Annotated in this window: 20 protein-coding genes; 19 read left to right on the top strand and 1 reads right to left on the bottom strand. The window is 38.1% G+C overall.

The features are described 5' to 3' along the window. Positions 1–447 precede the first annotated feature (447 nt). The gene (locus AC58NB_RS06300; RefSeq protein WP_497425981.1) at positions 448–2151 is read left to right on the top strand and encodes a methyl-accepting chemotaxis protein; all 1704 of its coding nucleotides are present in this window, start codon (positions 448–450) and stop codon (positions 2149–2151) included. Positions 2152–2600: 449 nt separating this feature from the next. On the opposite strand, the gene rpoN is transcribed toward AC58NB_RS06300, so the two are convergent. Beyond that, entirely contained in the window at positions 2601–3941 is a 1341-nt protein-coding gene (rpoN, locus tag AC58NB_RS06295) for an RNA polymerase factor sigma-54 (RefSeq protein ID WP_497425980.1), read from the bottom strand. A 164-nt stretch (positions 3942–4105) separates the two neighbouring features. On the opposite strand from rpoN, the gene AC58NB_RS06290 reads away from it, so the two are divergent. From AC58NB_RS06290 to AC58NB_RS06205, 18 genes are all read left to right on the top strand, one after another. After that, complete coding sequence (locus AC58NB_RS06290) at positions 4106–4816, top strand: riboflavin kinase (RefSeq protein ID WP_497425979.1); 711 nt, start codon at positions 4106–4108, stop codon at positions 4814–4816. 42 nt (positions 4817–4858) lie between these two features. After that, positions 4859–5632 (top strand): enoyl-CoA hydratase/isomerase family protein, encoded by a 774-nt coding sequence (locus tag AC58NB_RS06285; protein WP_497425978.1) that lies wholly within the window; start codon positions 4859–4861, stop codon positions 5630–5632. Between the two features lie 22 nt (positions 5633–5654). Then, positions 5655–6497, top strand: a complete 843-nt coding sequence (locus AC58NB_RS06280; RefSeq protein WP_497425977.1) for a 3-hydroxyacyl-CoA dehydrogenase NAD-binding domain-containing protein — start codon at positions 5655–5657, stop codon at positions 6495–6497. Between the two features lie 12 nt (positions 6498–6509). Continuing rightward, positions 6510–7703, top strand: a complete 1194-nt coding sequence (locus tag AC58NB_RS06275; protein ID WP_497425976.1) for a thiolase family protein — start codon at positions 6510–6512, stop codon at positions 7701–7703. Between the two features lie 11 nt (positions 7704–7714). After that, entirely contained in the window at positions 7715–8479 is a 765-nt protein-coding gene (locus AC58NB_RS06270; protein ID WP_497425975.1) for an electron transfer flavoprotein subunit beta/FixA family protein, read from the top strand. A 15-nt stretch (positions 8480–8494) separates the two neighbouring features. Then, on the top strand, positions 8495–9460 hold the full coding sequence (locus AC58NB_RS06265; RefSeq protein WP_497425974.1) for an electron transfer flavoprotein subunit alpha/FixB family protein: 966 nt from the start codon (positions 8495–8497) through the stop codon (positions 9458–9460). A gap of 62 nt (positions 9461–9522) precedes the next feature. Then, positions 9523–10947 (top strand): NAD-dependent succinate-semialdehyde dehydrogenase, encoded by a 1425-nt coding sequence (locus tag AC58NB_RS06260; RefSeq protein WP_497425973.1) that lies wholly within the window; start codon positions 9523–9525, stop codon positions 10945–10947. An 18-nt stretch (positions 10948–10965) separates the two neighbouring features. Then, positions 10966–11706 carry an SDR family NAD(P)-dependent oxidoreductase gene (locus AC58NB_RS06255; protein ID WP_497425972.1) on the top strand — a complete coding sequence of 247 codons (741 nt, stop codon included), beginning with the start codon at positions 10966–10968 and terminating at the stop codon, positions 11704–11706. 296 nt (positions 11707–12002) lie between these two features. Further along, the gene (locus AC58NB_RS06250; RefSeq protein WP_497425971.1) at positions 12003–13058 is read left to right on the top strand and encodes an LLM class flavin-dependent oxidoreductase; all 1056 of its coding nucleotides are present in this window, start codon (positions 12003–12005) and stop codon (positions 13056–13058) included. Between the two features lie 30 nt (positions 13059–13088). Further along, positions 13089–14159: a TRAP transporter substrate-binding protein gene (locus AC58NB_RS06245; protein ID WP_497425970.1), complete on the top strand. Its 1071-nt coding sequence runs from the start codon at positions 13089–13091 to the stop codon at positions 14157–14159. A gap of 60 nt (positions 14160–14219) precedes the next feature. Further along, positions 14220–14705, top strand: coding sequence for a TRAP transporter small permease (locus tag AC58NB_RS06240; protein ID WP_497425969.1), 486 nt, complete (start codon positions 14220–14222; stop codon positions 14703–14705). Positions 14706–14717: 12 nt separating this feature from the next. Next, the gene (locus AC58NB_RS06235; protein WP_497425968.1) at positions 14718–16025 is read left to right on the top strand and encodes a TRAP transporter large permease; all 1308 of its coding nucleotides are present in this window, start codon (positions 14718–14720) and stop codon (positions 16023–16025) included. A 30-nt stretch (positions 16026–16055) separates the two neighbouring features. Beyond that, the gene (locus tag AC58NB_RS06230; protein WP_497425967.1) at positions 16056–16985 is read left to right on the top strand and encodes a phosphotriesterase family protein; all 930 of its coding nucleotides are present in this window, start codon (positions 16056–16058) and stop codon (positions 16983–16985) included. Positions 16986–17133: 148 nt separating this feature from the next. Next, positions 17134–19059, top strand: a complete 1926-nt coding sequence (locus AC58NB_RS06225; RefSeq protein WP_497425966.1) for a sigma 54-interacting transcriptional regulator — start codon at positions 17134–17136, stop codon at positions 19057–19059. Positions 19060–19569: 510 nt separating this feature from the next. Then, positions 19570–21675, top strand: a complete 2106-nt coding sequence (locus AC58NB_RS06220) for an acetate--CoA ligase family protein (RefSeq protein WP_497425965.1) — start codon at positions 19570–19572, stop codon at positions 21673–21675. A 25-nt stretch (positions 21676–21700) separates the two neighbouring features. Beyond that, entirely contained in the window at positions 21701–22936 is a 1236-nt protein-coding gene (locus AC58NB_RS06215; protein ID WP_497425964.1) for an acyl-CoA dehydrogenase family protein, read from the top strand. A gap of 13 nt (positions 22937–22949) precedes the next feature. Further along, on the top strand, positions 22950–23759 hold the full coding sequence (locus AC58NB_RS06210) for an enoyl-CoA hydratase-related protein (protein ID WP_497425963.1): 810 nt from the start codon (positions 22950–22952) through the stop codon (positions 23757–23759). Positions 23760–23778: 19 nt separating this feature from the next. Further along, positions 23779–24543: an SDR family NAD(P)-dependent oxidoreductase gene (locus tag AC58NB_RS06205; protein WP_497425962.1), complete on the top strand. Its 765-nt coding sequence runs from the start codon at positions 23779–23781 to the stop codon at positions 24541–24543. The last annotated feature ends 8 nt before the right edge of the window (positions 24544–24551 follow it).

The raw sequence follows: 24551 nt of genomic DNA, 5'->3' as shown, positions 1-24551 counted from the left end.
GATATATTTAGGACATCCACTATTATCTGTGGATGTTTTTTTATTAGATAATCAATAGATGGTATGGATAAGGAGTACTAAATTTAATTCGGGTTTGAGACAATTTAATCAGGAAAATGAGTCCTAGTAAATTCCATAATATTGTAAATGCACATTGGGAGATCCAGCATTTGTTTATGAGGTCCAAATAAATAAGTCTAAAGTCCCTATAAACAAAAACATTTATGTCGATATAGTTATTAATTGCGTCAGTGATTTAGATACGCAAGTCATTTTTCATAATGTGTACTAGATGCACTAAATATCGACTAAGGATTATCAAAGCTGACATAACCAATCGCATTTTATTGTTATTATATTTTAGAGAATTGAAAGCAGTATACCCTTTCTTTTTAACTTTAGTGTGATTTCATTTTGCGAAAATGTACATAAAAGGAGAAAATCAACATGAAGTCTATTAATTCAGTAATAAATGGGTGGAGCTTGAAAACAAAATTAATTATGGGCTTTTTACTAGTCATCTTAATGGTTAACTTTTCAACTGGGTACAGTCACTTAGCATTTGAAAGTATAAATAAAAAAGTAGAAAAAATGTTAGACGAGCAGTTAACAATGCTTATCTTAGAGGAAAAAATAGTGATAAATATGATAGAAAGAACGGCTCTTCTACAATCATATTTGTTATCGGGTGATGAGAAATATCGTGCGGACTTCGAATCTGGTGTAGAAGAAAGTATTTCCTTGGAAACTCAAATTTTAGAATCAACTAGTTCAGATAAGGTAAAGGAGCTATTAGATAAAAAAGTAGAATGGGGTACTTTAAGTAATCAAGTATTTGAGGAAGTAGACAATAATAACAAAGAAAAAGCCATCGAAATTTTAACAACACAGGTTCAACCATTAGAAACTGAACTGATTAGTGGCTTTAAAGAAGTGTCGACTGATCGTGAAAAAGAAATGAAAGAGACAGGAAACGAAACAATTGATTATGGAGAAAATGCTAGTTTTGTAGGAGTAATTGTTGCCGTATTCATTATACTTACCATCGTGGTGATCGCCTATATCACTATTAAGTTAACTGTCGGGCCAATCAGAAAAGTAGTAGAGAGAGTGAAGCTAATTAGCACAGGTGATTTAACAAATGAACTATTAGTTGTTAAGACAAATGATGAAGCTGGTCAATTGGCATTATCTATTAATGAATTACAAGAAGAGCTCAAAAATATTCTAAGTGACATATCCAAAGTTTCAGGGACAGTTGCCAATCATAGTGAAGAACTTACTCAATCAGCTTTAGAAGTATCTTCTGGTTCTGAACAAATCTCAGCTACCATGCAAGAGTTATCTTCCGGTTCTGAACAATTAGCTGCCAGATCCGCTGAAATCGCGAGTATAACGAATACATTTGCAGGCAAGGTGAAAGAAGCAGATCAGTATGGTAAAGAAATCGAGGTCTCTTCTAAAGAAGTTTTACTTATGACAAATGACGGGACTCAATTAATGGATGCATCTAGTCAACAAATGGCTAGCATTAATACCGTTGTAAATGATGCTGTGGTAAAAATGGAAGCCTTGCACGAAAAATCACTGGAAATATCTCAACTTGTTGTAGTGATCAATAATGTGGCAGAACAAACAAACTTACTTTCCTTAAATGCGGCAATTGAAGCAGCTAGGGCAGGAGAAGCGGGCAGAGGGTTTGCTGTTGTAGCTGATGAAGTTAAAAAATTGGCTGGTCAAACCGCTTTATCCGTAAAAGATATTACGCTTATTGTAAAAGAGATTCAAAGCCAGTTTGAAGACCTTGTGAATTCACTATCAAAAGGTTCAGAAGAAGTAGTAAAAGGTACTTCGCAAATAGAAGAAACAAGTCATACATTCAAAGAAATTAACCTAGCAGTAGCATCTATGGTTCAAGGGATTCAGGGCATTTCTGCTAATTTAACAGAAGTCGTATCGGATAGCTTAACCATGAACCATTCCATTCAGGATATGGCAGCCATTAGCCAAGAATCCTCCGCAGGAATTGAAGAGACTTCTGCAGCTACTGAACAAACCGGCCAAACAATGGAAGAAGTAAAAGATAGTGCTGAACAATTGGCTAGACTAGGAGAAGAATTAAATCATTTAGTTAAGAAGTTTAAACTATAATGAATTTGATGCAGTAAAAAAGAGGCAAAGAACATGGATTTAGAATAGAGAATACTGGCTATTGTTCATAATGAATAAGGATGGATAGAACATCAAATGAATTACTAGGTATAAAGCAGAAGCATGATTTTAATTATTTGAATCAATAGGGAGCAACGTTAAGAAACACGTATAAAAGCTAAAAAGCTGTAAATTAAAAAATTGGGCTAAACCAAATAATTAAGACAATAAGAGACAATATAAAACACCTTTGAACTAGTACATTTATAAAAAAGTGCTGAATCTGAGGTTGAAAAAGCCGGTGGGATTTTACGAGAGTAAAAATTCATCGGCTTTAATTTTTTGAAGCTAGTTATGCCCAGCCTGTTTTTAGTATTTCAAATTATTTAGGTTAGGTCTGAGATTCATATGCCTTTTATTGTATTCGTTAATTGTTGTTTCATCATGTTTCAAAATGAAACGTCATCTTTGTAAATATATGCGCGCTTTGAGGAGCTATGGATATTGAGTTCTTCACGATATTTTGCGACAGTTCTACGTGAAATTTGAATACCCTCACCTTGAAGTGTCATTGTTAATTGCTGATCAGTTAGTGGCGCAGTGCTATCTTCTTGTGCTACTAACTCTTGAATACGACTTTTTACATAGGCTACGGAGTCCATTTTTCCCGATCTATTTGTAAGCCCTTTCACAAAAAGGGAACGTAAAGCGAATACTCCGTGAGGTGTCTTGATATATTTATTGCGGATGGTACGACTGATTGTAGATTCATGTAAATTCAGTGCAGCCGCGATATCTTTTATACGAATTGGCTTTAAAGCTTCGATACCGTACTCAAAAAAATCTTCCTGCAAGTCTAATAGCATACGGGCTAAAGCGTATAAAGTACGATCACGCTGTTCAATGCCCTGGGTTAGTAATAAAACGTCCTTTAAGCAGGTTTGATAATATTGGTTATGCGTTTTCGTGTTTTTAAGTATTTTTACATATTCTTCATTAATTTCAATCTTTGGTCGAAGAGGGTGCTGTATTTGTACAACCCATTCACGTTCTATACGTTCGACAACTATCTCAGGTACGATATAGCCGTCCTCCGGATTAAATGAAGTTGGTGGCGTTGGATTCAATGTACGTATATATTGAATGGTTCTTTTTACTTCTTTTACAGAGACTCTATAGTGATTACTCAAAAATTTAATTGACAATTTGGCTACTTTATCTAGGTGATCCTGTATAAACTGTGCTGCCAATGGAGGTGCGCTTAAGTCGTTATCAACCTGTATAAGTAAGTATTCCGTTAGGTTTCGTGCGCCTATCCCAAATGGTTCGAAGCTCTGTAATAAATATAAAAGATTTAAAACCACTTCATGCTCCACATGAAAAGCTTGTGCAACGTCTTCTAAATCGATATCTAAAAAATAGTTATCATCTAAGTTATAAATTAAATATTTTAAAATGCGGATATCCTTTTCCGATAAATTGTGTTGGAGGGGAATCTGATCAAAAATAAAAGTAAGTGATGATTCTTTGGAAGCAATTTGTTGAATCACATCATGTTTTTCCCTATCAGTTTGAGTTTGTACTGCCGTATTTTTGAATACCGTTGTTGTATAGTCAAGTAGGTTTGTCACTTGTGGATCAATGATATTGATGAGTGGATTTTCTGTAGCGCGTTCATAGATTAAATTCTCTAGTTCATCATTAGAAAGTTGTAATACTTCTAAATGCTGGAATTGCTCCGTTGTTAATACTTTTGCTAGTTTTTGTGAAGTTTGTAGTTCAAAGTTCATAAAACTCCCCCTTCATTATGTGAATTTCCTTTATACTGTGTATTTTAATATGTATTTTACAAAAAAACCATAAAATTATGAATATTCGATAAAAATAAATCACTTTGGCACGGAAATTGCTCTTTACAGGATAAGCAGAAAATTAACTTTTTGGGGGGAACTATATGACTCAAAAAATATCTGTAATCCAAGGAGAAGTTGTACAGGGGAATCGCATGGGACGTAAGCTTGGCTTTCCTACAGCTAACTTATCGCTACTGGGCGATGTTCAATTTCCTACACTTAACGGTGTTTATAGTGTACATGTATCTATCGATGAACATAAATATTTTGGTGTCATGAATATTGGTGTAAGACCAACATTTAAACATATCCCGAAACATAAGACATTTGAGGTGCACATACTGAATTTTAATCAAGATATTTATGGTCAAAAAATATCGGTTGAAATTTGCCAATTTATTCGTAATGAAAAGAAGTTTAAAACGGTTGAGTTGCTGAAAGCGCAGTTACAGCAGGATTGTATTATTGCGAAGCAGCAATTGCAGCAAAATCATAAATCTGAAAGCTATTTACAAAAATTCTCTTCAGAAATCAATTCAGATGTCATTCATTTACCTGATTTAGATTTTGTTCGTTTTTGTGAGCAATCTTTCAGCATTAATCGGGGTGTGTACAACACGATTGATAAATGGTTTGCTGAAAATCAAACAAAGAATATTGTGTGGAGACGTACATTGATTTTACGTTTTCTATATTGGGTGACAGATTATTTACCAAGAGGGGAAAAATTGGAGTTTGGAATAAAGGGGCTTACAGAGCAATTAACCTGCTATTGTAATCATCATGTTTTACAAAAGGAATCTTTGGCATAACTCTTGCTTAAGGCCTCATCTGGGAAAATTGGAGGAATAAGGATGTATCAAAATATTCTGCTTGAAGAATGTCAGCAAATTGGTCTGATTAAAATCAATCGTCCAGCGGTACGCAATGCGCTAGATACTCAAACATATGATGAGCTCGAGCAAGCCATTACCGCTTTTGAGCAAAATGAAAATATCGTCGTGATTGTACTGACAGGTCAGGGGGATAAGGCGTTTGCTTCAGGTGCAGATATCCAGCAACTTCAGAACAGACGCTTTATTGATGCGTTAGAACCCGGCTTACAAGGAGTTTGTAAGCGCTTAGAACAAAGCAGTAAAGTAACAATTGCAGCTGTAAATGGATTCGCGTTGGGGGGTGGCTGCGAATTAGCACTGGCCTGTGACATTCGCATCGCATCCAATAGAGCGAAATTTGGATTACCAGAATTGAATTTAGCGATTATTCCCGGTGGTGGCGGTACACAACGCTTGGCACGAATAATCGGTAAAGGGAGAGCGCTCGATATGATTCTAACCGGTGCTATCATTTCTGCAGATCGTGCTGAGCAGATTGGATTAATATCGAAGGTCACTGAATCGGAATACCTACTAGCTGTTGTACAGGAGTATGCGCAGTCCATTATCACTAAAGGTCCAGTAGCACTGCGACTCGCCAAAATGGTTGTACATCAAGGCTTTGATTTAAATTTAGAATCATCGCTCATGCTTGAAAAATTAGCACAAGCCATTGTTTTTGAAAGTGAAGATAAGCTAGAAGGTACAACCGCTTTTTTGGAAAAACGACCTGCTAATTATCTTGGCAAATAACCGAAGTGAGAGAGGGAATGAAATGTTAAAAATCGCAGTTATTGGCGCAGGTGTGATGGGACGTGGTATTGCACATGCTGCGGCTATTACAAACTTTGACGTAGTGTTGCACGATGTTTCTGAGGATGCCTTATTGAATGCTGAAGCCCAAATAAAAAAAGATGTTGATAAAGCAATTTCCCGGGGGTATGCAAAAGATTCAGACCTTGAAGCAGTTTCTAACATTCGCTATACAACAAGCTTGGAGAAGGCTGCGGGTGAGGCGGACCTAGTGATTGAAGCCGTGCTTGAAAAAATGGATTTAAAGATTGATATTTTTCAAAGGTTAGATAACATCTGTCCGCCACATACTATCTTAGCGACAAATACTTCTACCATGAGCCCGACAGAAATTGGTGCACAAACAAATCGAGCTGGACAAACCATCGCGATGCACTTCTTTAATCCTGTACCACGGATGAAACTTGTCGAGATTGTTCGAGGGTTGGATACAACAGATGAAACGTATGAATTTGTGAAACAGGTTGCGCTAAACATGAACAAGGAAGTCGTAGAAGTCAATGAATTCCCTGGGTTTGTGACAAGTCGCATGAATTGTTTAATCGGAAATGAAGCTATGAATATGTTAATGGAAGGTGTAGCATCCGCGGAAGATATTGATAAAGCGTTAAAACTGGGCTTAAACCATCCAATGGGAGCGTTAGAATTAGCAGATTTAGTCGGCTTAGATTCGCGTTTACGCAATATGCAATATTTATATGAAACTCTAGGAGAGAAGTATCGACCAAGCCCGTTGTTAGTCAAATATGTAAAGGCTGGTCGATTAGGAAGAAAATCCGGACAGGGCTTTTATAAATACGATTAAGGTGGCGTAGTGATGACACATGTAGTAATTATCGATTCTGTGCGTACAGCGATAGGAAAATTAGGTGGTAGTTTAAAAGATATCGAGGCTGATTATTTAGGAGCGGATGTTTTACAAGATATCATCCGTAGAACACAAATTGATCCGGAATTAATCGATGAAATTATTTTAGGGCAAGGAAAGCAAAGTACTGATACGCCGAACTTAGCGCGTGTAGCGGCATTGCGAGCTAAATTGCCTATACATATTCCAGGCTACACCGTGCATCGCCAATGTGGTTCTGGTCTGCAAGCCATTAATAATGCGGCACTGCAAATTAATGGAGGTTTAGCTGATTTCATTATTGCAGGCGGTGTAGAGAGCATGAGTACTGCACCTTACTATATTCGTAACGGGCGATATGGCTATGGTGCAGGGAATGGTGTCATTTTAGACCCTAATACGGAAAGTCAGCCGCGTTCTCAACCAATTGATCAATATGGTTCATTTACTATGGGTGAAACGGCTGAGAACCTCGCGAAAAAATACAATATATCTCGCCAAGAGCAGGATGAGTTTGCCTTGCGCAGTCAAGAATTAGCTGCCAATGCCATAGAAAGTGGGCGGTTTGAAAAAGAGATATTGCCAATCGAAATAAAATCAAAGCGAGCAACGACTATTTTTAAGGTAGATGAGCATCCCCGGTTATCTCCCATAGAAAAGCTGGCAAAATTAAAACCTGTATTTTCAAAAGACGGAACCGTAACAGCTGGAAATAGCAGTGGACGCAATGATGGTGCATCAGCATTATTAATAGCTTCTGAGGAAGCCGCATTACAGCGCGGATTAAAGCCAAAGGCAAGGATCGTTGCCCAAGCCGCAGCAGGTGTTTCTCCAGAAATTATGGGAATTGGCCCAGTTCCTGCTACACATAAGGCATTAAAGCTAGCTGGACTAACATGGGATGATATCGGACTTGTCGAATTAAATGAAGCTTTTGCGGCACAATCACTGGCCGTTTTGAAAGAGTGGGGCATTTCTTTAGATAAAGTCAATGTGAATGGCGGAGCAATTGCTCATGGACATCCAATAGGGGCAACTGGCGCGATTTTAACGACGAAGCTGCTGCATGAAATGGAACGTCGAGGAGTTCGTTATGGTGTCGTGACACTATGTATTGCAGGTGGTCTAGGCATTACAACCATTATTGAAAACTTACAAGTATAGGAGGATACAGTGTGAATATTTATGTGTTGTTAAAAAGGACATTCCATACAGAAGAAAAAATCGTTATACGTAATGGAGAAATTCAAGATGGTGATGCGGAGTATATTATCAATCCGTACGACGAATACGCAATTGAGGAAGCTATAATACAGCGCGATGCACATGGAGGCAAAGTAACAATTGTCACGGTTGGTGATGAAGAAGCCGAAAAACAGCTGCGTACGGCTTTAGCGATGGGTGCGGATGATGCCGTGCTTATTAACGAAGAAGATATTGAAAATGGCGATACACATTCAACCGCAAAAGTAATTGCAAAGTATTTAGAAGATCAGTCAGTTGACTTAATTTTAGTCGGTAATATGGCGATTGACGGAGGCTCTGGACAGGTGGGTCCGTTAGTAGCAGAGCTATTAAGTATCAATGCGGTGACAACTATCACGAACTTATCGATTAACGGTGAGACAGCAACGATTACACGAGATGTCGAAGGGGATGAAGAGCTTTTGGAAGTTCCATTGCCATTGCTTGTCACTTGTCAGCAAGGCTTAAATGAGCCGCGTTATCCTTCTTTACCAGGCATTATGAAGGCAAAGAAAAAGCCGATTGAGGAAATTGAACTGGATGACTTAGATTTAGAGGATATTGTAGGTTTAACGAATCGAGAGGATATTTTCCTGCCAGCAGAAAAATCAGCCGGGAGAATTTTAGAGGGTGAGCCGCAACAACAAGTACAAAGTTTAATTCAAGCACTTCGTACGGAAGCAAAAGTAATTTAAGGAGATGACAAACAGATGACAATCATATTAGTTGTGAGTGAACTGCGTGATGGTGAATTGCGCAACGTTAGTTATGAAGCAATCCAGGCTGCGAAGCAATTGAATGCAACTGCAGAAATTGTCGCCGTTGTTATGGGAAAAGCAACAGAACAACATGGACAAGCACTTGTTCAAGCTGGAGCAGCGAAAGCCCTATTGGTGACAAATGAGCAATTACATATGCCAACTGCTGAAAGCTCCGCGCAAGCATTGCGTCAGGTGATAGAGGAGTTACAGCCTTCCTATATCATTCTTGGTCATACTTCATTAGGAAAAGATGTAGCACCTCGCCTGGCAGCAAGATTGCAGGCGGCATTAATTTCAGATGTTATAAAAATAGAAGAAAACGGAACATTCACGCGTCCTATTTATGCGGGTAAAGCATTTGAAACAAGATCCTCGACAACCGACAGAACCATTATTACGATTCGTCCGAATAATATTGAAGCGGCAGTATGTGATTACGCGTGTACAGGTTCAATAGAAGAGAAAACTGTGGAATTAAAGTCGTTGCAAACGGTTATTAAAGATGTTGTTCGTAAAGTATCTACCGGTGTTGATTTGTCAGAGGCAAAAGTCATTGTTGCAGGAGGACGCGGGATAAAAAGTGAAGAAGGCTTTGAAGCGTTGCAGCAGTTGGCGAATATCTTAGGTGGAGCTGTTGGTGCATCACGCGGAGCATGTGATGCAGGCTATTGTGATTATGCAATGCAAATAGGACAAACAGGTAAAGTGGTCACACCTGATTTATATATCGCATGTGGCATTTCCGGAGCAATTCAGCACGTAGCGGGTATGTCTAATGCAAAGATTATTGTTGCGATTAATAAAGATCCTGAAGCAAATATTTTCTCGATTGCCGATTATGGTATTGTTGGTGACTTATTTGAAATTGTTCCATTATTGATTGAAGAATTAAAGCAATCAGCAGTCACATCGTAAAAACAAAGGGTGTGTCCGCAGATTGTGGATACGCCTTTACACTAATTAAAGGGGTGCCTTCCATGTATGTAAACGGTGAGTGGTTAGTAAAAGAGCAAAAAATAAAGGTGAGAAATCCAGCGACAGGTGAGCTAGTTCAAGAAGTCGCTAAAGGATCGAAGGAAGATGCAATCCATGCAATTGAAAGTGCTAAGCATGCTTTTCCAACTTGGTCACAAACGATTGCCATTGAAAAGGCACAAATGTTAGAAAAAATTGCTGCAATGATTCTTGAGCGTAAAGAGGATTTGGCTTTAACGATTACCACCGAAATGGGGAAGCCCATCCAAAATTCGTATTATGAAGTGGATAGTACAGCTGCCTATTTTAAATGGTTTGCTGAAGAAGCTCGACGTATTTATGGTGAACAAATTCCTAGCAATGCACCAAATAAGCGTCTTTTGACAATTAAGCAGCCTATTGGAGTTGTTGCAGCCATAACACCGTGGAATTTCCCATTGCAAATGCTTAGCCGTAAGTTGGCACCTGCATTAGCTGCGGGCTGTACTTGTCTAATTCGCCCGTCTAATCAGTCACCGCTAAGTGCGATAAAATTAGTGAAAATTTTTGAAGAATGTGGAATTCCGAAAGGCGTTGTTAACTTAGTTATTGGTGGAGCGGAAGAAATTACAGACGTATGGTTAGCGAGCCCGGATGTTAAGAAGATCTCTTTTACAGGCTCAACTGAAGTTGGAATTGAATTAATGAAGAAAAGTGCAGAAACAGTTAAAAAAGTATCAATGGAACTAGGTGGACACGCCCCATTTATTGTATTTGATGATGCGGATCTTGATGCTGCTGTCGAGGGGGCAGTAACAACTAAATTTAATTCATCCGGCCAACAATGTGTATGTGCGAATCGCATTTATGTGCAAGAAGGAATTTATGATAATTTTGTTGAGAAATATGTAGAAAAAGTCAAGGGATTGCCAATCGGAAATGGCGCCAATACTAGCTGCCGAATCGGACCACTTATTAATGAAGGTGCAATTGCGAAAGTGAATGAACAAGTGGAAGACGCAGTAGCAAAAGGTGCATCCGTGTTAACAGGTGGACAGCGTGCAACAACTGTAGAACTACAACAAGGTTTTTTTTATGAACCAACTGTGTTAACTGGTGTAGATGATTCAATGGTCATTGCTGTTGAGGAAACATTTGGTCCTGTAGCTCCAATCTTTAAGTTCCATACAGAGGAAGAAGTTGTCCAGCGTGCAAATGATGTAGAATTTGGCTTAGCCTCTTATTTTTACACAAATGATCTTTCGAGAGCGAACCGTGTTTTTGAAAAGCTTGAGTATGGGATTGTTGGTGTTAATGATGCTGCTCCGTTTGCCGTACAAGCTCCATTTGGAGGATGGAAAACGAGTGGCTTAGGCTCAGAGGGTGGACATGGTATCGATGAATATTTAGAAGTTAAGCTTGGATCTTTTCAATTTCAACATTCGTAAGCAGCAAGGAGGAAGAGCATGTTACAAGGAAAAGTAGCTTTGATAACAGGCGGTGCACGCGGTATGGGTGCCATGCATGTACGTGCGTTTATGAATGAAGGTGCCAAAGTAGTATTTACCGATATTTTAGTGGAAGAAGGGTTTCAGCTGGAGCAGGAATTAGGCTCGGATGTGAAATTCATGCAGCATGATGTGTCTGATTCTGATGCATGGAAACACATTGTTAGAGCAACAGAAGAGCTTTTTGGGGCGGTTGATATTTTAGTGAATAATGCAGGGATTTCCATTAAAGGTGCGATAGAGGAAATATCTGTTGACGATTATATGAAGGTTATACAAATTAATCAAGCAGGAACATTAATGGGAATGCAAGCGGTGCTACCTTCTATGAAAAAAGCAGGCGAGGGTTCTATTATTAATATCTCATCGATTTTAGGGATAGCAGGAAGAGAAGAAAGTGTTGCGTATGTGTCCTCGAAATTTGCTATCAACGGATTAACAAAAACGGCAGCATTAGAGTTTGCTAAATATCATATACGTGTCAATTCCGTTCATCCAGGTAGTATTCGTACAAACTTAACTGACTTAGTATATAAAACGGAAGAGGAGCTTGCTGCTCGCGAAAAACATATACCCGCAGGGAGATTTGGAACGTGTGAGGATGTTTCTAATTTGGTAATCTATTTAGCTTCTAATAAATCTTCCTACTCTACAGGCTCAGAATTTGTCGTAGATGGTGGTTTATTGGCAAGGATATAGAAATTATTTATCTGCTGGTGATTATCAGCAGATTTTTTTATAGATTGCAGTAATATTGTTTCAAAAAAGAAACGAGTTGTTTCATTTTTTGGAATATTTTTCCCCTTTTAAAAAATGAATTTTTAGTGTAAGCAGCTATGAAAAGACATAAAAAATGAAATATTCCCATTAAGTTGTTTTTTCTGAGCTGTTTTTTTCGTTTGGTATATGAATTGCTTTGTTTATATTAAGTGCAGATTTTATGAAAGCGATAACATTAAAATGAACACTATTTAATAAAAGGGGATGAAAGATTTATGGCTGAACAAGATATGAAGTTTGGATTGTTCTTCTTGAATTCGTTGCCACCAACAAAAACTGATGCAGAGGAACTGCGTAATGGGTTAGAGCAAATTCAAGTAGCGGATGAATTAGGGTACGAGGCAGCATGGATTGCTGAGCATAATGCTCGAAGTTATGGGGTCGTTAGCAATACGGCTGTTTATTTAGCAGCTGCAGCCGCAACGACCAAAAATATTAAATTAGCAACAGGTGTTACGCGCTTGCCTTTACACCATCCTTTAAAAGTGGCCGAGGAAATGAATTTAGTGGATGTCATTAGTAATGGGCGCCTTTATTTAGGTGTTGGAAAAGGCTATGACAAACTAGAATTTGATGCTTACAATATTAATTTTGACGATCGGCATGAGCGTTATTTAGAATCTCTCGATATTTTAACAGCGGCGTTCCAATCTGAACGTGTTACCTATTCAGGTCAGTTCTATAATATTGAGAATGTACCTGTATATCCACGTCCAGCACAACAAGATGGTCCCCCTATTTTTGTGATGGTTTCAGGTAACGATGCATCCATCATTAATGCAGCTAAGCAAGGTCATTCTTTCATGCTTGGTGGCATTACGAATGAAGATACGAAGCATAAAATCAAGTTATATCGGGAGTCAGCTATTGAGTCAGGGTTGAGTGAAGAATATGTAGAAGATATTCTAGCACGCTCGGGTAAGCTTTTATTCTGTTATGTAGCTGAAACAACAGAACAAGCGCGGGCAGAATATCGTGCTGGGCTTGAATGGTATATGAGCGAGCGTGATAGCCGCCCGACTTTTGGCGTCATTGATCGTGAGCGTAATGTAGATTATGAGCGTTTCTTACAATCAGAAAATACACTCGTTGGTTCTCCAGAAAAAGTTATTGAAGATATTAAAGAATTTAGAAAAGAAACAGGCTTAAATAATATTATTTTATGGATGAATATTGGGGGGCAGCCTCAAACAAATGTACTGAAGTCTATGAAATTATTTTCTGAACAAGTAATGCCTTATTTTGAAGGTGTCGGAGTACAAAAAGTATAGTTAATAATTCTTCTTGGAATGGGGATGACAATGAAGAAAAAACAAAGTCTACTAGTAATCTTGTTGTTAATGACTTGCACATTTTTATCAGCATGCGGCTCAGGGGAATCAAGGGTTACCGCATCTGGTGAAAAGATTCACGCATTTAGTTTGAATTTCTCTGCTTCAGCCTCTAGTGATTTTGCGAAGCAAGTGGTAGATCCCTGGATTGAATATGTGGAGGAAAAATCAGAAGGAAGATTAAAGGTACATGCTTATTCCGGGGCAGCGTTAGGTACGCTAAATTCAGGATATGTAGATATTGAGGCGAGTGTATATGAAGCTGGATTTATTATTCCAGGGTTGCATACAGATACAGATATGTTCCCATTAACCATTGGAGATATTCCATTTCTATTACGTTATCCAGAAATTGTCCCAAAAGTTTTAGGTCCATTTATTGAAAAGTACGGTGAGGATATCTCAAATGATGTGACATACCTCGGAGTTACGTCCACAGATTCATATCAATTATTCGGTCAAGAACCGATTAAAGGGACTAAGGATTTAAAACAACAAAAAGTATCTGATAGTGTAGCTGGACGGATTGAATTATTTAAGACAATAGGTGCAACACCAGTATCATTAGGGAATGCAGATTTATATGAATCATTGGAACGTGGCATTACGGATTACGCAGTTTATACAGGGCTAGGGGCATTAGGCTATAAATTTGATGAAGTAACAAATTGGATGACAAAAGTGGATATGGCGGTCAGTGTAATGCCATTTTATATTAATTCAGCATTTGTAGAGTCATTGCCGGAAGATTTGCAAGTATTAATGATCACTGATTTAGGGCCGAAATTTAATCAATTATGTACAGAGCTGTATGCGAACATGGCTACTAAAAACATTGGAGTGTATGAAGATCGCGTTGGTGCTAATGGTGGCGGTGTATATGAACCAACAGAGGAAGAAATCGCACAATGGAAAAAGCCAATTAAAGCACAAATGAATGCTTGGGTAAAAGAAGCAAACAAACGTGGTTATGATGGGCAGGAAATGATGGATTATTATGTTGAACTTTTAGAAGCTGAAGGGGTAGAGGTTCCAAAATAATCTTTATAGTGGCAAAAGTGACGAGCTTTTGCCACCACTTTTGTGAAAAGGAGGATGCACATGGCGTTTTTTGATAAATTTGCAAAGTGGTTTACATTCTTTATCGCCTATATTGCCTATGCAGCACTTGTCGTGATGATGGTCTTTGTGAGTGTAGCCGCGGTTGCACGGGCAATGAATTATCCTATTATTGGTGATGTGGAAATTGTCCAATTATGTATGGTTATATTAGTGGCAGGTTCGATGGCCTATACGGAATATCGTAATGGTCATGTTGAAGTAGGGATTATTGCTGACCATTTTCCAGCTGGTATTCAAAAGTTCCTTGATATTCTATCTTTAACGTTAACGATGATTTTTTGTCTAATTGTGGCGTATGCTTTTTATACAAAATTTGATACAGAACATTCTTCTATTTTACTAGGTTACAAGTACTTTCCTTTGAAAGCGCTTTTAATTGCTGGTTTTCTAGCATGGGCGATTATGGCATTCCAAAAGATTACCGTATTGCTAAGAATGAAAGAGTATAAAAAGTTTGAAGAATAGGAGGTTGAAATGATGAGCATGGAAATGGTTGGTGTAGTTGTAATAGTATCAGTGTTCATTTTAATGTTCTTGCGTGTTCCGATTGTGTTAGCGATGGCATTGCCTTCCTTTATTGCAATCCTATACTTAAAGACGGAAGTAGCTTTATTTGCAGCAATTGAAAGTATCATTTGGGATCGGAGTAGTAATTACACTTTAAGCACAATTCCTTTATTCGTTTTAATGGGTCAGTTTTTATTCTCAGCTGGATTCACAGATGATTTATTTGATACTTTTCGAAAGTTTTTTGGTCGTATCCGTGGTGGTTTAGCGATGGCGACTATTATTGCATCATCAGTATTCGCATCATCATCAGGTTCTAGTTTGGCGACAACAAGTACGATTGGTTTAGTTGCTGCCAAGGAAATGTTAAAGGCTAATTATGCAAAATCATTAACAGGTGGGGCGATAGTCGCTGGTGGTACTCTAGGGATTTTGATTCCGCCAAGTACAATGTTTATTATATATGGGATGATTACAGAGCAATCTATCGGAAAGCTATTAATTGCTGGTATCGTACCGGGGATTTTATTAACATTATTCTTTGTATTAACCATTTATATCGTCTTAAAATTACGTCCGAATATGGTTGGAGACCAACTAGACGAGCCAGTAAGCTGGTCAGAAAAATTAGCTTCATTGAAGGTAAATATTTGGATTATTTGCTTATTCATCGTTGTAATGGGAGGGATTTATTTAGGGTTCTTCACAGCAACGGAAGCGGCTGGTGTGGGTGCATTTGGAGCATTTATAATTGCTCTATTACGCCGTAAACTAACATGGAAAGTATACTCTGAAGCCATTTTTGGCACAATTAAAACGACAGGTTTTATCTTCGTTATTGTAATGGGTGCGTTTCTATTAAACTATGTATTAACCGTCACACGGGTACCTAACTTATTGGCAGACCTTTTATTTGGTGCAAACTTGTCGCCATTTGTCTTCTTCTTATTAATGGTTGTGATGTATTTAGTTCTTGGGGCCATTATGGATACACTTGCAATGGTAGTGGTAACGATTCCCATTTTGTTACCTACACTAATTGCGTATGATTTTGATTTAATTTGGTTCGGTGTCATTATTGTATTATTAGTAGAAGTAGCATTAATTTCACCACCAGTTGGTATGAATTGCTTCGTCTTGCGAGGAGTAGTAAAAGAGTTGGATCTAGGAAGTATTTTTAAAGGTGCCCTTATCTTTGTGATTCCGATCATGGCGCTTATCTTCCTTTTGTATGCAATCCCTGATATCGTAACATTTTTACCGAATTTTATTAAGTAAAGGAGGCGGAACGAAATTTATATTGAATCTGTGACAGGACCAATACATATCGATGAGTTAGGAACAACATTAATTCATGAGCATATGCGGACACGTTCAGAAGCAGTTGCTATCCAATTTCCTCATTTATATGATGATGAAGAAGAGTTTCAATTAGCAAAAGTACAGGTTTTAGGAGCAAAAACTTATGGTATACAGAGCATTTTTGATCCAACTGTAATGGGACTGGACCGAGATGTTTTGTTGATGAAGCGAATTTCTAAAGAGACAGGTGTTCAAATCATAGCAGCTACTGGTGTATATACATTTAATGAATTGCCGACGCGTTTTTCAGTAAATAGTGTTGATTTTTTAGCAGAGCAATTCATTCGGGATGCTGAAGTCGGAATTCAGCGGACGACAATAAAAGCCGGATTTTTGAAATGTGCTACAGACAAGCAAGGCGTAACGCCTGGTGTAGAAAAGGTATTACGGGCTGTAGCAAGAGCACATCTTCAAACCGGTTTGCCCATTATGACACATTCTCATCCGGCGACTGAAACGGGCTTACGCCAAATTGAAATTTTTAAAGAAGAACAAGTAGACTTGTCAAAGGTTTTAATCGGACATTGTGGTGATACTGACAATATCGATTATATTGAACGTGTATTAAGCTACGGTGTGTTTATTGGTATGGACCGCTACGGCATTTTAAAAGTACTCCCGACAGATAAGCGAAACAATACAGTGAAAACTTTAATAGATAAAGGTTATGTGAACCGCATGTTTTTATCGCAGGATTATTGCTGTACAACCGATATGTATAAACCGACACATTTGCAAAAGAAGGCGAGCCCTGACTGGTCGATGACCTACTTAATGCATACTGTGCTCCCAAGATTGCAACAACAGGGTGTGTCAAAAGAGCAAATTTCCCAAATGATGAATGACAATGTAAGACACTGGTATGGTGCTAAATAATCAAATCAAAGAGGAGGAGAAATCCTTCACTTTTTTTGTTTTATATTAAAATATTATAAATTTTGATAGGTATAATTGGGTGGATTTACTTTAAATGTAAACAAATGTATAATTTTGTTCTATAATATGAGCAAGGGGTGATTTGTTCATGTTAAAGCTTTTAGTATCAGGTTCATATCCTTTGGTAGATTTTGTGAAGAAGGAAATATTTAAAAGAAGAGATTCAGTACCTAATTTAACGATACAGGAAGTCGATTCAAAGCATATTTTGAAGCGACCCTATTATATAAGAAATGAGGATATTTTGATTTGTGGTGTTGTACTAGCAGAACGATTAAAAGCTTTAAACGTTAGAGGGCATATTGTACCTTTGAGAGTTCAAACGCGAGATTTTATCCGTGCGCTAGTATCGGCATCAAAAGTATCTGACCAAATTTGCATAGTAAACTATTATAAGGAATTCTTAAAGAAAGATTCTCATTTTGATGAGCAAAGCTTTAGTAAGATGGTTGGAATTAACTTAAAGCAATATGTCTTTAAATCTACAGAAGATGCAGAAAAGGTTGTAAAAAAGTTGAGCGCCGATCCTAAAAATGTGATTGTCGGTTCAGGACTCATTGTCAATATGGCAAAGAAGTACAGTATGCATGGTGTGCTGTGGTACAGTGAAGAAACTATTCGGCTTTCGGTCGACATCGCTTTTGCGATTTTACAAGCAAAAGTAATAGAACGAGGTAACCACAAGCGTCAGGGAATTATCATGGAGAATTTTCAAGAGGGTGTCATTAGCTTAAATAGTATGAATCGTGTCTTGAATATGAATCAGGCAGCTATAAGCGTTTTAGATTTGGATCAAAGCTCAAATTATGAATCTCAATTGATTTCAGAAGTTATTGGCAGAAGTGAGTTACTAAATGAATTACTCAAAAAAAATGAGGTTAGTGATAACATTGTTAAATACAAGCAAAAAACATTGATTATAAATAAACAAGCCATATATGTAAACGATGTGCTGGATGGCTATGTTGTCATGTTATCGGATGTTGAAACATTGCAGCAAAAAGAAAATAAAGTACGTAAAAAAATGAATAAAAATAACGAAGGTGCAACATATATTTTCGAGGATATTATCGGTGAAAGTGAGCCAATGTTAAAAGCCAAGATGAAGGCACAAAAATTTGCGAAAGCAGATGCCAATGTTTTAATACTAGGGGAATCTGGTACTGGTAAAGAGTTATTTGCACAAAGTATACATAATGCTAGCAACCGGGCGAGTCAGCCGTTTGTGGCTATAAACTGCGCAGCCATTCCTGAAAATTTATTAGAAAGTGAATTTTTTGGTTATAGCGATGGCGCATTTACAGGAGCTTTAAAAGGTGGAAAGGCAGGCTTATTTGAAGTAGCACATAACGGAACCATTTTTTTAGATGAGATTGGTGAGCTGCCATTAAGCATGCAAGCCAAGCTGCTGCGCGTATTACAGGAAAAAAATGTGCGTCGTGTTGGTGGTGCTGCAGCGATTCCGATTAATGTACGTGTCATTTCCGCGACAAACGTCAATTTAATGGAAGGGGTAAAAGCTGGAGATTTCCGGATGGATCTATATTATCGTGTGGCGGTATTAAATTTATTTTTACCAAATTTAAATGAACGCCAAGGTGATATTCAGCGTTTGTTTGAACATTTTACCATTCATCATAGTCCAGCTTTATATCCGAAAATAGCGCCATTTTTCAAAGCTGCTTTACCTTTACTAGAGAAGCATTTATGGGAAGGCAATGTGCGTGAATTTGAAAATACAATTGAACGTTTATTTGCGTACTTAATTGCAGAGGACCATATTGATGAAACATTATTTGTCTCTTATTTGGATGAAGCCATTCAGGAAAATACATACTTATTAAATAGAAGCAGTGAGGAAGAAAGTTTTCATCAAACGATTAAAGAAGTAGAGTATACAAAAATTCAAGAGGTGTTAGCACGTACAAATGGCAATAAGCAAGAAGCTGCAAAAATATTAGGCATTAGTCGAAGTACATTATGGAGAAAAATAAACGAAGGTGCAGATAAATAATGAAATTATCTTAAGGCGATTTTCAGAGAAAATGAATGATGTAGAGAAACTCTTGGATTTTCGATTTCGACTATTTTTTTATATAAAAACACCTTTCCTGTTGATTCTGGCAATACATAAATAGATTTTAATATCAAGTGTACACGTAACAGAAAGGAATTTGAAGTTTTACCACTCTTCCTATTTTCTATAGTAATTAAGAGATAAATATTATAAACGGATAATTATATTTTTAAAACAAAGGGAGTCGGAATGTTTTCATTTCTACTCCCTTTTGTCTTTGATCTTTGAGATTGAATACTTTTGAAACACAGTGTTTCAAAATGATGCAGAAACTAATTAGATATAGACAAAGGTTAGCAATAACTTATGAAAATGTTTCATTAAAAGAAATAAATTTAAGTTTTTGGATAAGTTTCCGTACGTTTGGCATCGAGGTTGCTTTATATATATTGTATCGAATAATTGCTAAACAAAACGAAATCACACGAGATAGGAAGGGGTGTAGCTATGAGTCATTTGGAGCCGCTGTTTAATCCAAAAAGTGTAGCTATTATCGGTGCTTCACCAGATGCAAAAAAAATAGGTGGACGTCCACTTAGCTATTTGCAACGCTATGGCTATCCAGGGAACATATATCCTGTCAATCCGAAGTATGACATGATTAATGATTTAACATGCTATCCGGATTTATTAAATATTGAAGCGCCTGTTGATGTTGTCATTATCGCATTACCAAGTCACGCTGTTCTTAATACTGTGCGCAAATGTGGTCAAAAAAAGGTGAAAGCTGTCGTCATTTTCAGCGCAGGTTTTGGAGAACTGGGTGAAGAAGGTCGAGCAGCGCAGCAGGAATTAAAAGATATTGCTGCGGAGCATGGCATTCGTCTACTCGGACCAAACTGTTTAGGTATTTTTAATGTACGCAATAACTTCTATGGTACATTTTCAACCATTATTGAAGAAGAAAAGCCACTGGAAAGCCGTATCGGCTTCGTCAGCCAAAGTGGTGCCTTCGGATCGCATGTTTTCACACTGGCACGCCAACAAAATATAGGCTTTAGCTATTTTGTCGCTACTGGTAATGAAGCAGATGTTGATGTAGCTGATTGTATTGAGTTTTTAGCGACAGATTCACATACAGATGTTATTGCCTGCTACATAGAAGGAGTTAAAGATGGCAAAAAGCTGATTCAAGCGTTAAAACTGGCTAGAGAGAATGGCAAACCGGTGATTGCGCTAAAGGTTGGGCGAACTGAAGCAGGGATGAAAGCCGCTGTTTCACACACTGGTTCCATAGTCGGTTCTGATGAAGTTTTTAGTACTGTGTTTAAGCAGCAAGGTGTGTACCGCGCTACGACAATTGATGAATTTTTAGATGTTACATATGCAGCTTCCCAATTGCCTTCACCACTTGGAAATCGAGTTGCAGTGTTTACTATCTCAGGTGGAGTAGGGATCATGTTAGCTGACCAACTAATTGAAAACGGATTCACACTACCTGAAACACCAGATTATGTAAAAGAAAAATTAAAAGCAATATTACCAATCGCAGGAACCCAAAATCCTATAGATACGACAGCGCAAATATCATATATACCGAATTTACTGGAAGAATTCATGGATGCAGTATTAAGTAGTGGTGCATATGATGCGGCGGTCATTTTCTTGGGGTTTGCAGGTTTAAAGCATGATTCAATTAGAGAACGAATATCTACATTACAACGTATGCAACAAAAATATGCGGATATTCCACAAATGACAGTGACTATCAATAGTCTAGAATCCAGCATGGCTTTCAGAGACGCAAATGTCCCAGTCTTACAAGATCCTACTCGCGCAGTCATTGCTTTAAAAGCATTAAAAGACTTTGCGAATTACAACCAGAAAGGGTTAACCGTAAACAGCAAGTTATCAGCAATTGATTTAAGGAATGTAGATAGTTTATTAACAGAGTATGGAAGTAAAAAGTTTTTAAAACAATTTAATTTACCAATCACGTATGAAAAGCTCGCTACATCTGAAAATGAATTGAGGCTTTTATTAAAGGAATTTACATTTCCAATTGTATTAAAAGGAATGTCACCTCAGATTTTACACAAATCAGATAAGGGATTAGTGAGTATAAATATACGTTTTGAAGAGCAAGCAATAGCTGAGTTTAAGCGCTTACAAGAAATTATTACTTCGACACCGGGTGCTGATTTTGAAGGAATATTAGTTCAAGAAATGATAAATGGCGACTTTAAAGAATTATTTATCGGCTCAAAGCGTGATCCGATTTTTGGACAAATGATCATTGTCGGTCTCGGCGGTATTTATATCGAAGTGTTAAAGGATATTGCGATGCGTAAAGCGCCAGTTAATCAGCATGAAGCAAAAGAAATGCTAGCTGAGCTACAAGCAGCAAAAGTGCTCGAAGCCTATCGCGGAAAGCCCGCAAGTGATATAAATGCGCTAAGTGAAGTCATTTCTAAATTTAGTGAGGTTGTAGCAGCATTAGAAGATGATTTAATCGAATCGGATTTAAACCCAGTAATGGTTTTTAACGAGGGTCAGGGCGTAAAAATAGCAGATGGTTTAATGACATTTCATAAGCAGTTAGCAAAAATTTAAATGTATATCAAAGGAGAGAATAATCATGGATTTTCGTATGCCTGAAGAAACAGAGGCGATTATTGATGCACTCAAACAATTTGTAGAAAAAGTGGTTGTACCGCTAGAAGAAGAGAATCGCAATTTGCTATATAACGAGCGTAATTACTACTTAGAGGATGGCCGACGCCATCCAGAAGTGGAAGCATTACGAAAAATTGTCCGGATGGAATCGGCAAAAGCAGGCTTCTATACGATGTTTGGAGATAAAGAGTTAGGTGGCGAACAACTGGGTGCTGTTACTGCATTACTCGTGGCAGAAGGGTTAAACAAACTATATCCAAATCGAAAATTAATTGAGCATGTGATTATCCCATCACCATTTACTAATGGATTAACACCTGTATTAAAAGGATTGCAACCTTCACTAAAAGAAAAGTATTTACCGAAAATTGCAAGCGGTGAAGAAACATTATGCTTTGGTTTAACAGAGCCTGACGCCGGTTCAGACGTTTGGAGCATTAGAACGCGAGCTGTACGTGAAGGCGATGATTGGATTATTAATGGGACAAAGCAGTGGATATCAAATGCAGCTTATGCAGACTATTGTTTATTATTCGCGGTTACAAATGAAGATTTATTTGCGCAACGTAAAGGCGGTATATCCTGTTTCTTCGTTGATACAAAATGGGATGGCTTTGAAGTAGAGTCAATTATTCCTGTGATGGGATCTTTAGGTGGAGAAGCGACTATTATCAGCATGGATAATTTGCGTGTACCGCATGAGCATGTGATTGGCAAAGTGGATGATGGATTCACAAAAGCTATTCATGGCATTAATAACGGACGTATGGGCTTAAGTGGAAGGTGCATTGGTTCAGCACAGTGGGCACTTAAAAAAGCAGTTGACTATGCCAATATCCGTGAAACATTTGGCAAGAAAATTGGTGAGCATCAAATGATTCAGCAAATGCTGGCAGAGAGTGCGATGGATATCTATGCTGCACGCAACATGGCATTACACTGTGCTTGGAAAATTGATAATTCAGAAAAAACTCCTGCGAAAGAAATATCTATGGTTAAAGCATATTGTACAGAGATGATGGGCCGTGTGTATGACCGTGCGATTCAAATTCATGGTGGTATGGGGATATCAAATGAGTTAGAGCTAGAAGAAGGCTTCCGTTTGGCACGTACGATGAGGATTCCTGATGGTACGTCAGAGATTCATCGTCGTACAATAGCCCGAAGCTTGTTAAAGGGGAATTTAAACTTCAGTTAAGGAGGTCATATTCATGGCAAATGAAATAACAATGAAGAAAGAAGTATTTATAGAACGTAAAGGACGTGTTGGGTATATCATTCTTAATCGCCCAGATAAATTGAATGCCTTAAACAAAGCATTATTTCAACATTTAGATGCTGCGCTTGATGAACTGGAGCATGATGATAGCGTTAGTGTAGTCATCATTAAAGGAAACGGCCGAGCATTTTGTGTTGGCTATGATGTAGAAAAATATAAATCACCCTCTGTGATTGAGGATAAAAATAATCTGGAAGGGTACACACGTCGCTGGTTACGTGTTTGGGAGTACCCAAAGCCGATCATTGCACAAGTTCATGGCTATGCTTTAGCTGGAGGAACACAGCTTGTTGCTTGCTGTGACATCGTGGTAACAGACGAAGATACTCAGTTTGGCTTTCCATCATTGCCTTTAGGTGGCGGGTTTGTCGGTATTTATTGGGGATGGCATGTTGGGCATCAACGTGCAAAGTTGCTTGATTTAACAGCGGGTAGCCGTATTACAGGACGTGAAGCAGAACAATATGGCATTGCTGCTAAATGTGTGAAGCCAGGTGAATTGGATGAAGCAACATTAGAAATTGCGCGTGGTATTGCGAAAACTCCGTTGGATATTTTAAAACTGAAAAAGCAAGCACATAACCGGATTATGGATTTACAAGGCTTTCGTACAGGGCTTATGTTTGGTCCAGAACAAGATGCCATTATTCATACGGCAGATGGTATTAAGCAGGTGCAGCAAAAAATTTCTGAGAACGGCTTAAAAGGTGCAATCCAGTGGTTTAACGAGCAAGAAGTATAAAAGACAAAGCAGGGATAATATGAGATTTGAGAAGAAGGTAGTCATCATAACAGGTGGAGCACGCGGAATAGGGGCAGTAACTGCAGAGATGTTTGCACAGGAAGGAGCACATATTGTGCTCCTTGATGTTAATGAGCAAAAATTAGTAGAAACAGCATCTGCCTTAAAGCAGCAAGGTGCAACGGTCATATATGATGTAGTTGATATTACGAATAGTGAACAAATTGCAAGAACAATGGAAAAAATTATACAAGCCTATCAAAGAGTAGATATTTTAGTCAACTGCGCTGGTATATTACAAGATAATATGCTGACGAATATGACTGAAGCAGAGTGGGATCAGGTTCTTGCTGTTAATTTAAAGGGCTCCTATTTATTAGCACAGCATGTAACGCCACCGATGATTAAACAGCAAACTGGAAAAATCGTGTTTATATCTTCAGCAGCCGCACGCGGTGCCAAAGGTCGAGTCAATTACTCCGCTTCTAAAGCTGGTGTCCAAGGAATCACACGTACTTTAGCATTAGAGCTTGGTCATGAAGGCATAACTGTCAATGCTGTAGCACCGGGGTTTATTGATACTGAAATGAGCGAGATTTCAGCACAGTCTGCAGCAAAGAGAGGCATCAATGACTTTCAACAATTCAAGGAAAGATTTATTGCAAGTAATCCAATCCAACGTACGGGCAAACCAAAGGATATTGCAAATGCCATTTTATTTTTAGCTTCAACAGAGGCGGATTACATCACAGGCCAAACATTATATGTAACCGGCGCGCCGTAACGGGAGGG

The organism is Pradoshia sp. TA40_28 (genome assembly GCF_059694525.1).
Note: the sequence above shows the minus strand (reverse complement) of the source record. Positions and strands in the feature narration are given on the sequence as shown.

Excerpts from the sequence above, each read along its gene's own strand:
- AC58NB_RS06300 (WP_497425981.1), top strand. The coding sequence starts at position 448 with ATGAAGTCTATTAATTCAGTAATAAATGGGTGGAGCTTGAAAACAAAA.
- rpoN (WP_497425980.1), bottom strand. The coding sequence starts at position 3,941 with ATGAACTTTGAACTACAAACTTCACAAAAACTAGCAAAAGTATTAACA.
- AC58NB_RS06290 (WP_497425979.1), top strand. The coding sequence starts at position 4,106 with ATGACTCAAAAAATATCTGTAATCCAAGGAGAAGTTGTACAGGGGAAT.
- AC58NB_RS06285 (WP_497425978.1), top strand. The coding sequence starts at position 4,859 with ATGTATCAAAATATTCTGCTTGAAGAATGTCAGCAAATTGGTCTGATT.
- AC58NB_RS06280 (WP_497425977.1), top strand. The coding sequence starts at position 5,655 with ATGTTAAAAATCGCAGTTATTGGCGCAGGTGTGATGGGACGTGGTATT.
- AC58NB_RS06275 (WP_497425976.1), top strand. The coding sequence starts at position 6,510 with ATGACACATGTAGTAATTATCGATTCTGTGCGTACAGCGATAGGAAAA.
- AC58NB_RS06265 (WP_497425974.1), top strand. The coding sequence starts at position 8,495 with ATGACAATCATATTAGTTGTGAGTGAACTGCGTGATGGTGAATTGCGC.
- AC58NB_RS06260 (WP_497425973.1), top strand. The coding sequence starts at position 9,523 with ATGTATGTAAACGGTGAGTGGTTAGTAAAAGAGCAAAAAATAAAGGTG.
- AC58NB_RS06255 (WP_497425972.1), top strand. The coding sequence starts at position 10,966 with ATGTTACAAGGAAAAGTAGCTTTGATAACAGGCGGTGCACGCGGTATG.
- AC58NB_RS06250 (WP_497425971.1), top strand. The coding sequence starts at position 12,003 with ATGGCTGAACAAGATATGAAGTTTGGATTGTTCTTCTTGAATTCGTTG.
- AC58NB_RS06245 (WP_497425970.1), top strand. The coding sequence starts at position 13,089 with ATGAAGAAAAAACAAAGTCTACTAGTAATCTTGTTGTTAATGACTTGC.
- AC58NB_RS06240 (WP_497425969.1), top strand. The coding sequence starts at position 14,220 with ATGGCGTTTTTTGATAAATTTGCAAAGTGGTTTACATTCTTTATCGCC.
- AC58NB_RS06235 (WP_497425968.1), top strand. The coding sequence starts at position 14,718 with ATGAGCATGGAAATGGTTGGTGTAGTTGTAATAGTATCAGTGTTCATT.
- AC58NB_RS06225 (WP_497425966.1), top strand. The coding sequence starts at position 17,134 with ATGTTAAAGCTTTTAGTATCAGGTTCATATCCTTTGGTAGATTTTGTG.
- AC58NB_RS06220 (WP_497425965.1), top strand. The coding sequence starts at position 19,570 with ATGAGTCATTTGGAGCCGCTGTTTAATCCAAAAAGTGTAGCTATTATC.
- AC58NB_RS06215 (WP_497425964.1), top strand. The coding sequence starts at position 21,701 with ATGGATTTTCGTATGCCTGAAGAAACAGAGGCGATTATTGATGCACTC.
- AC58NB_RS06210 (WP_497425963.1), top strand. The coding sequence starts at position 22,950 with ATGGCAAATGAAATAACAATGAAGAAAGAAGTATTTATAGAACGTAAA.
- AC58NB_RS06205 (WP_497425962.1), top strand. The coding sequence starts at position 23,779 with ATGAGATTTGAGAAGAAGGTAGTCATCATAACAGGTGGAGCACGCGGA.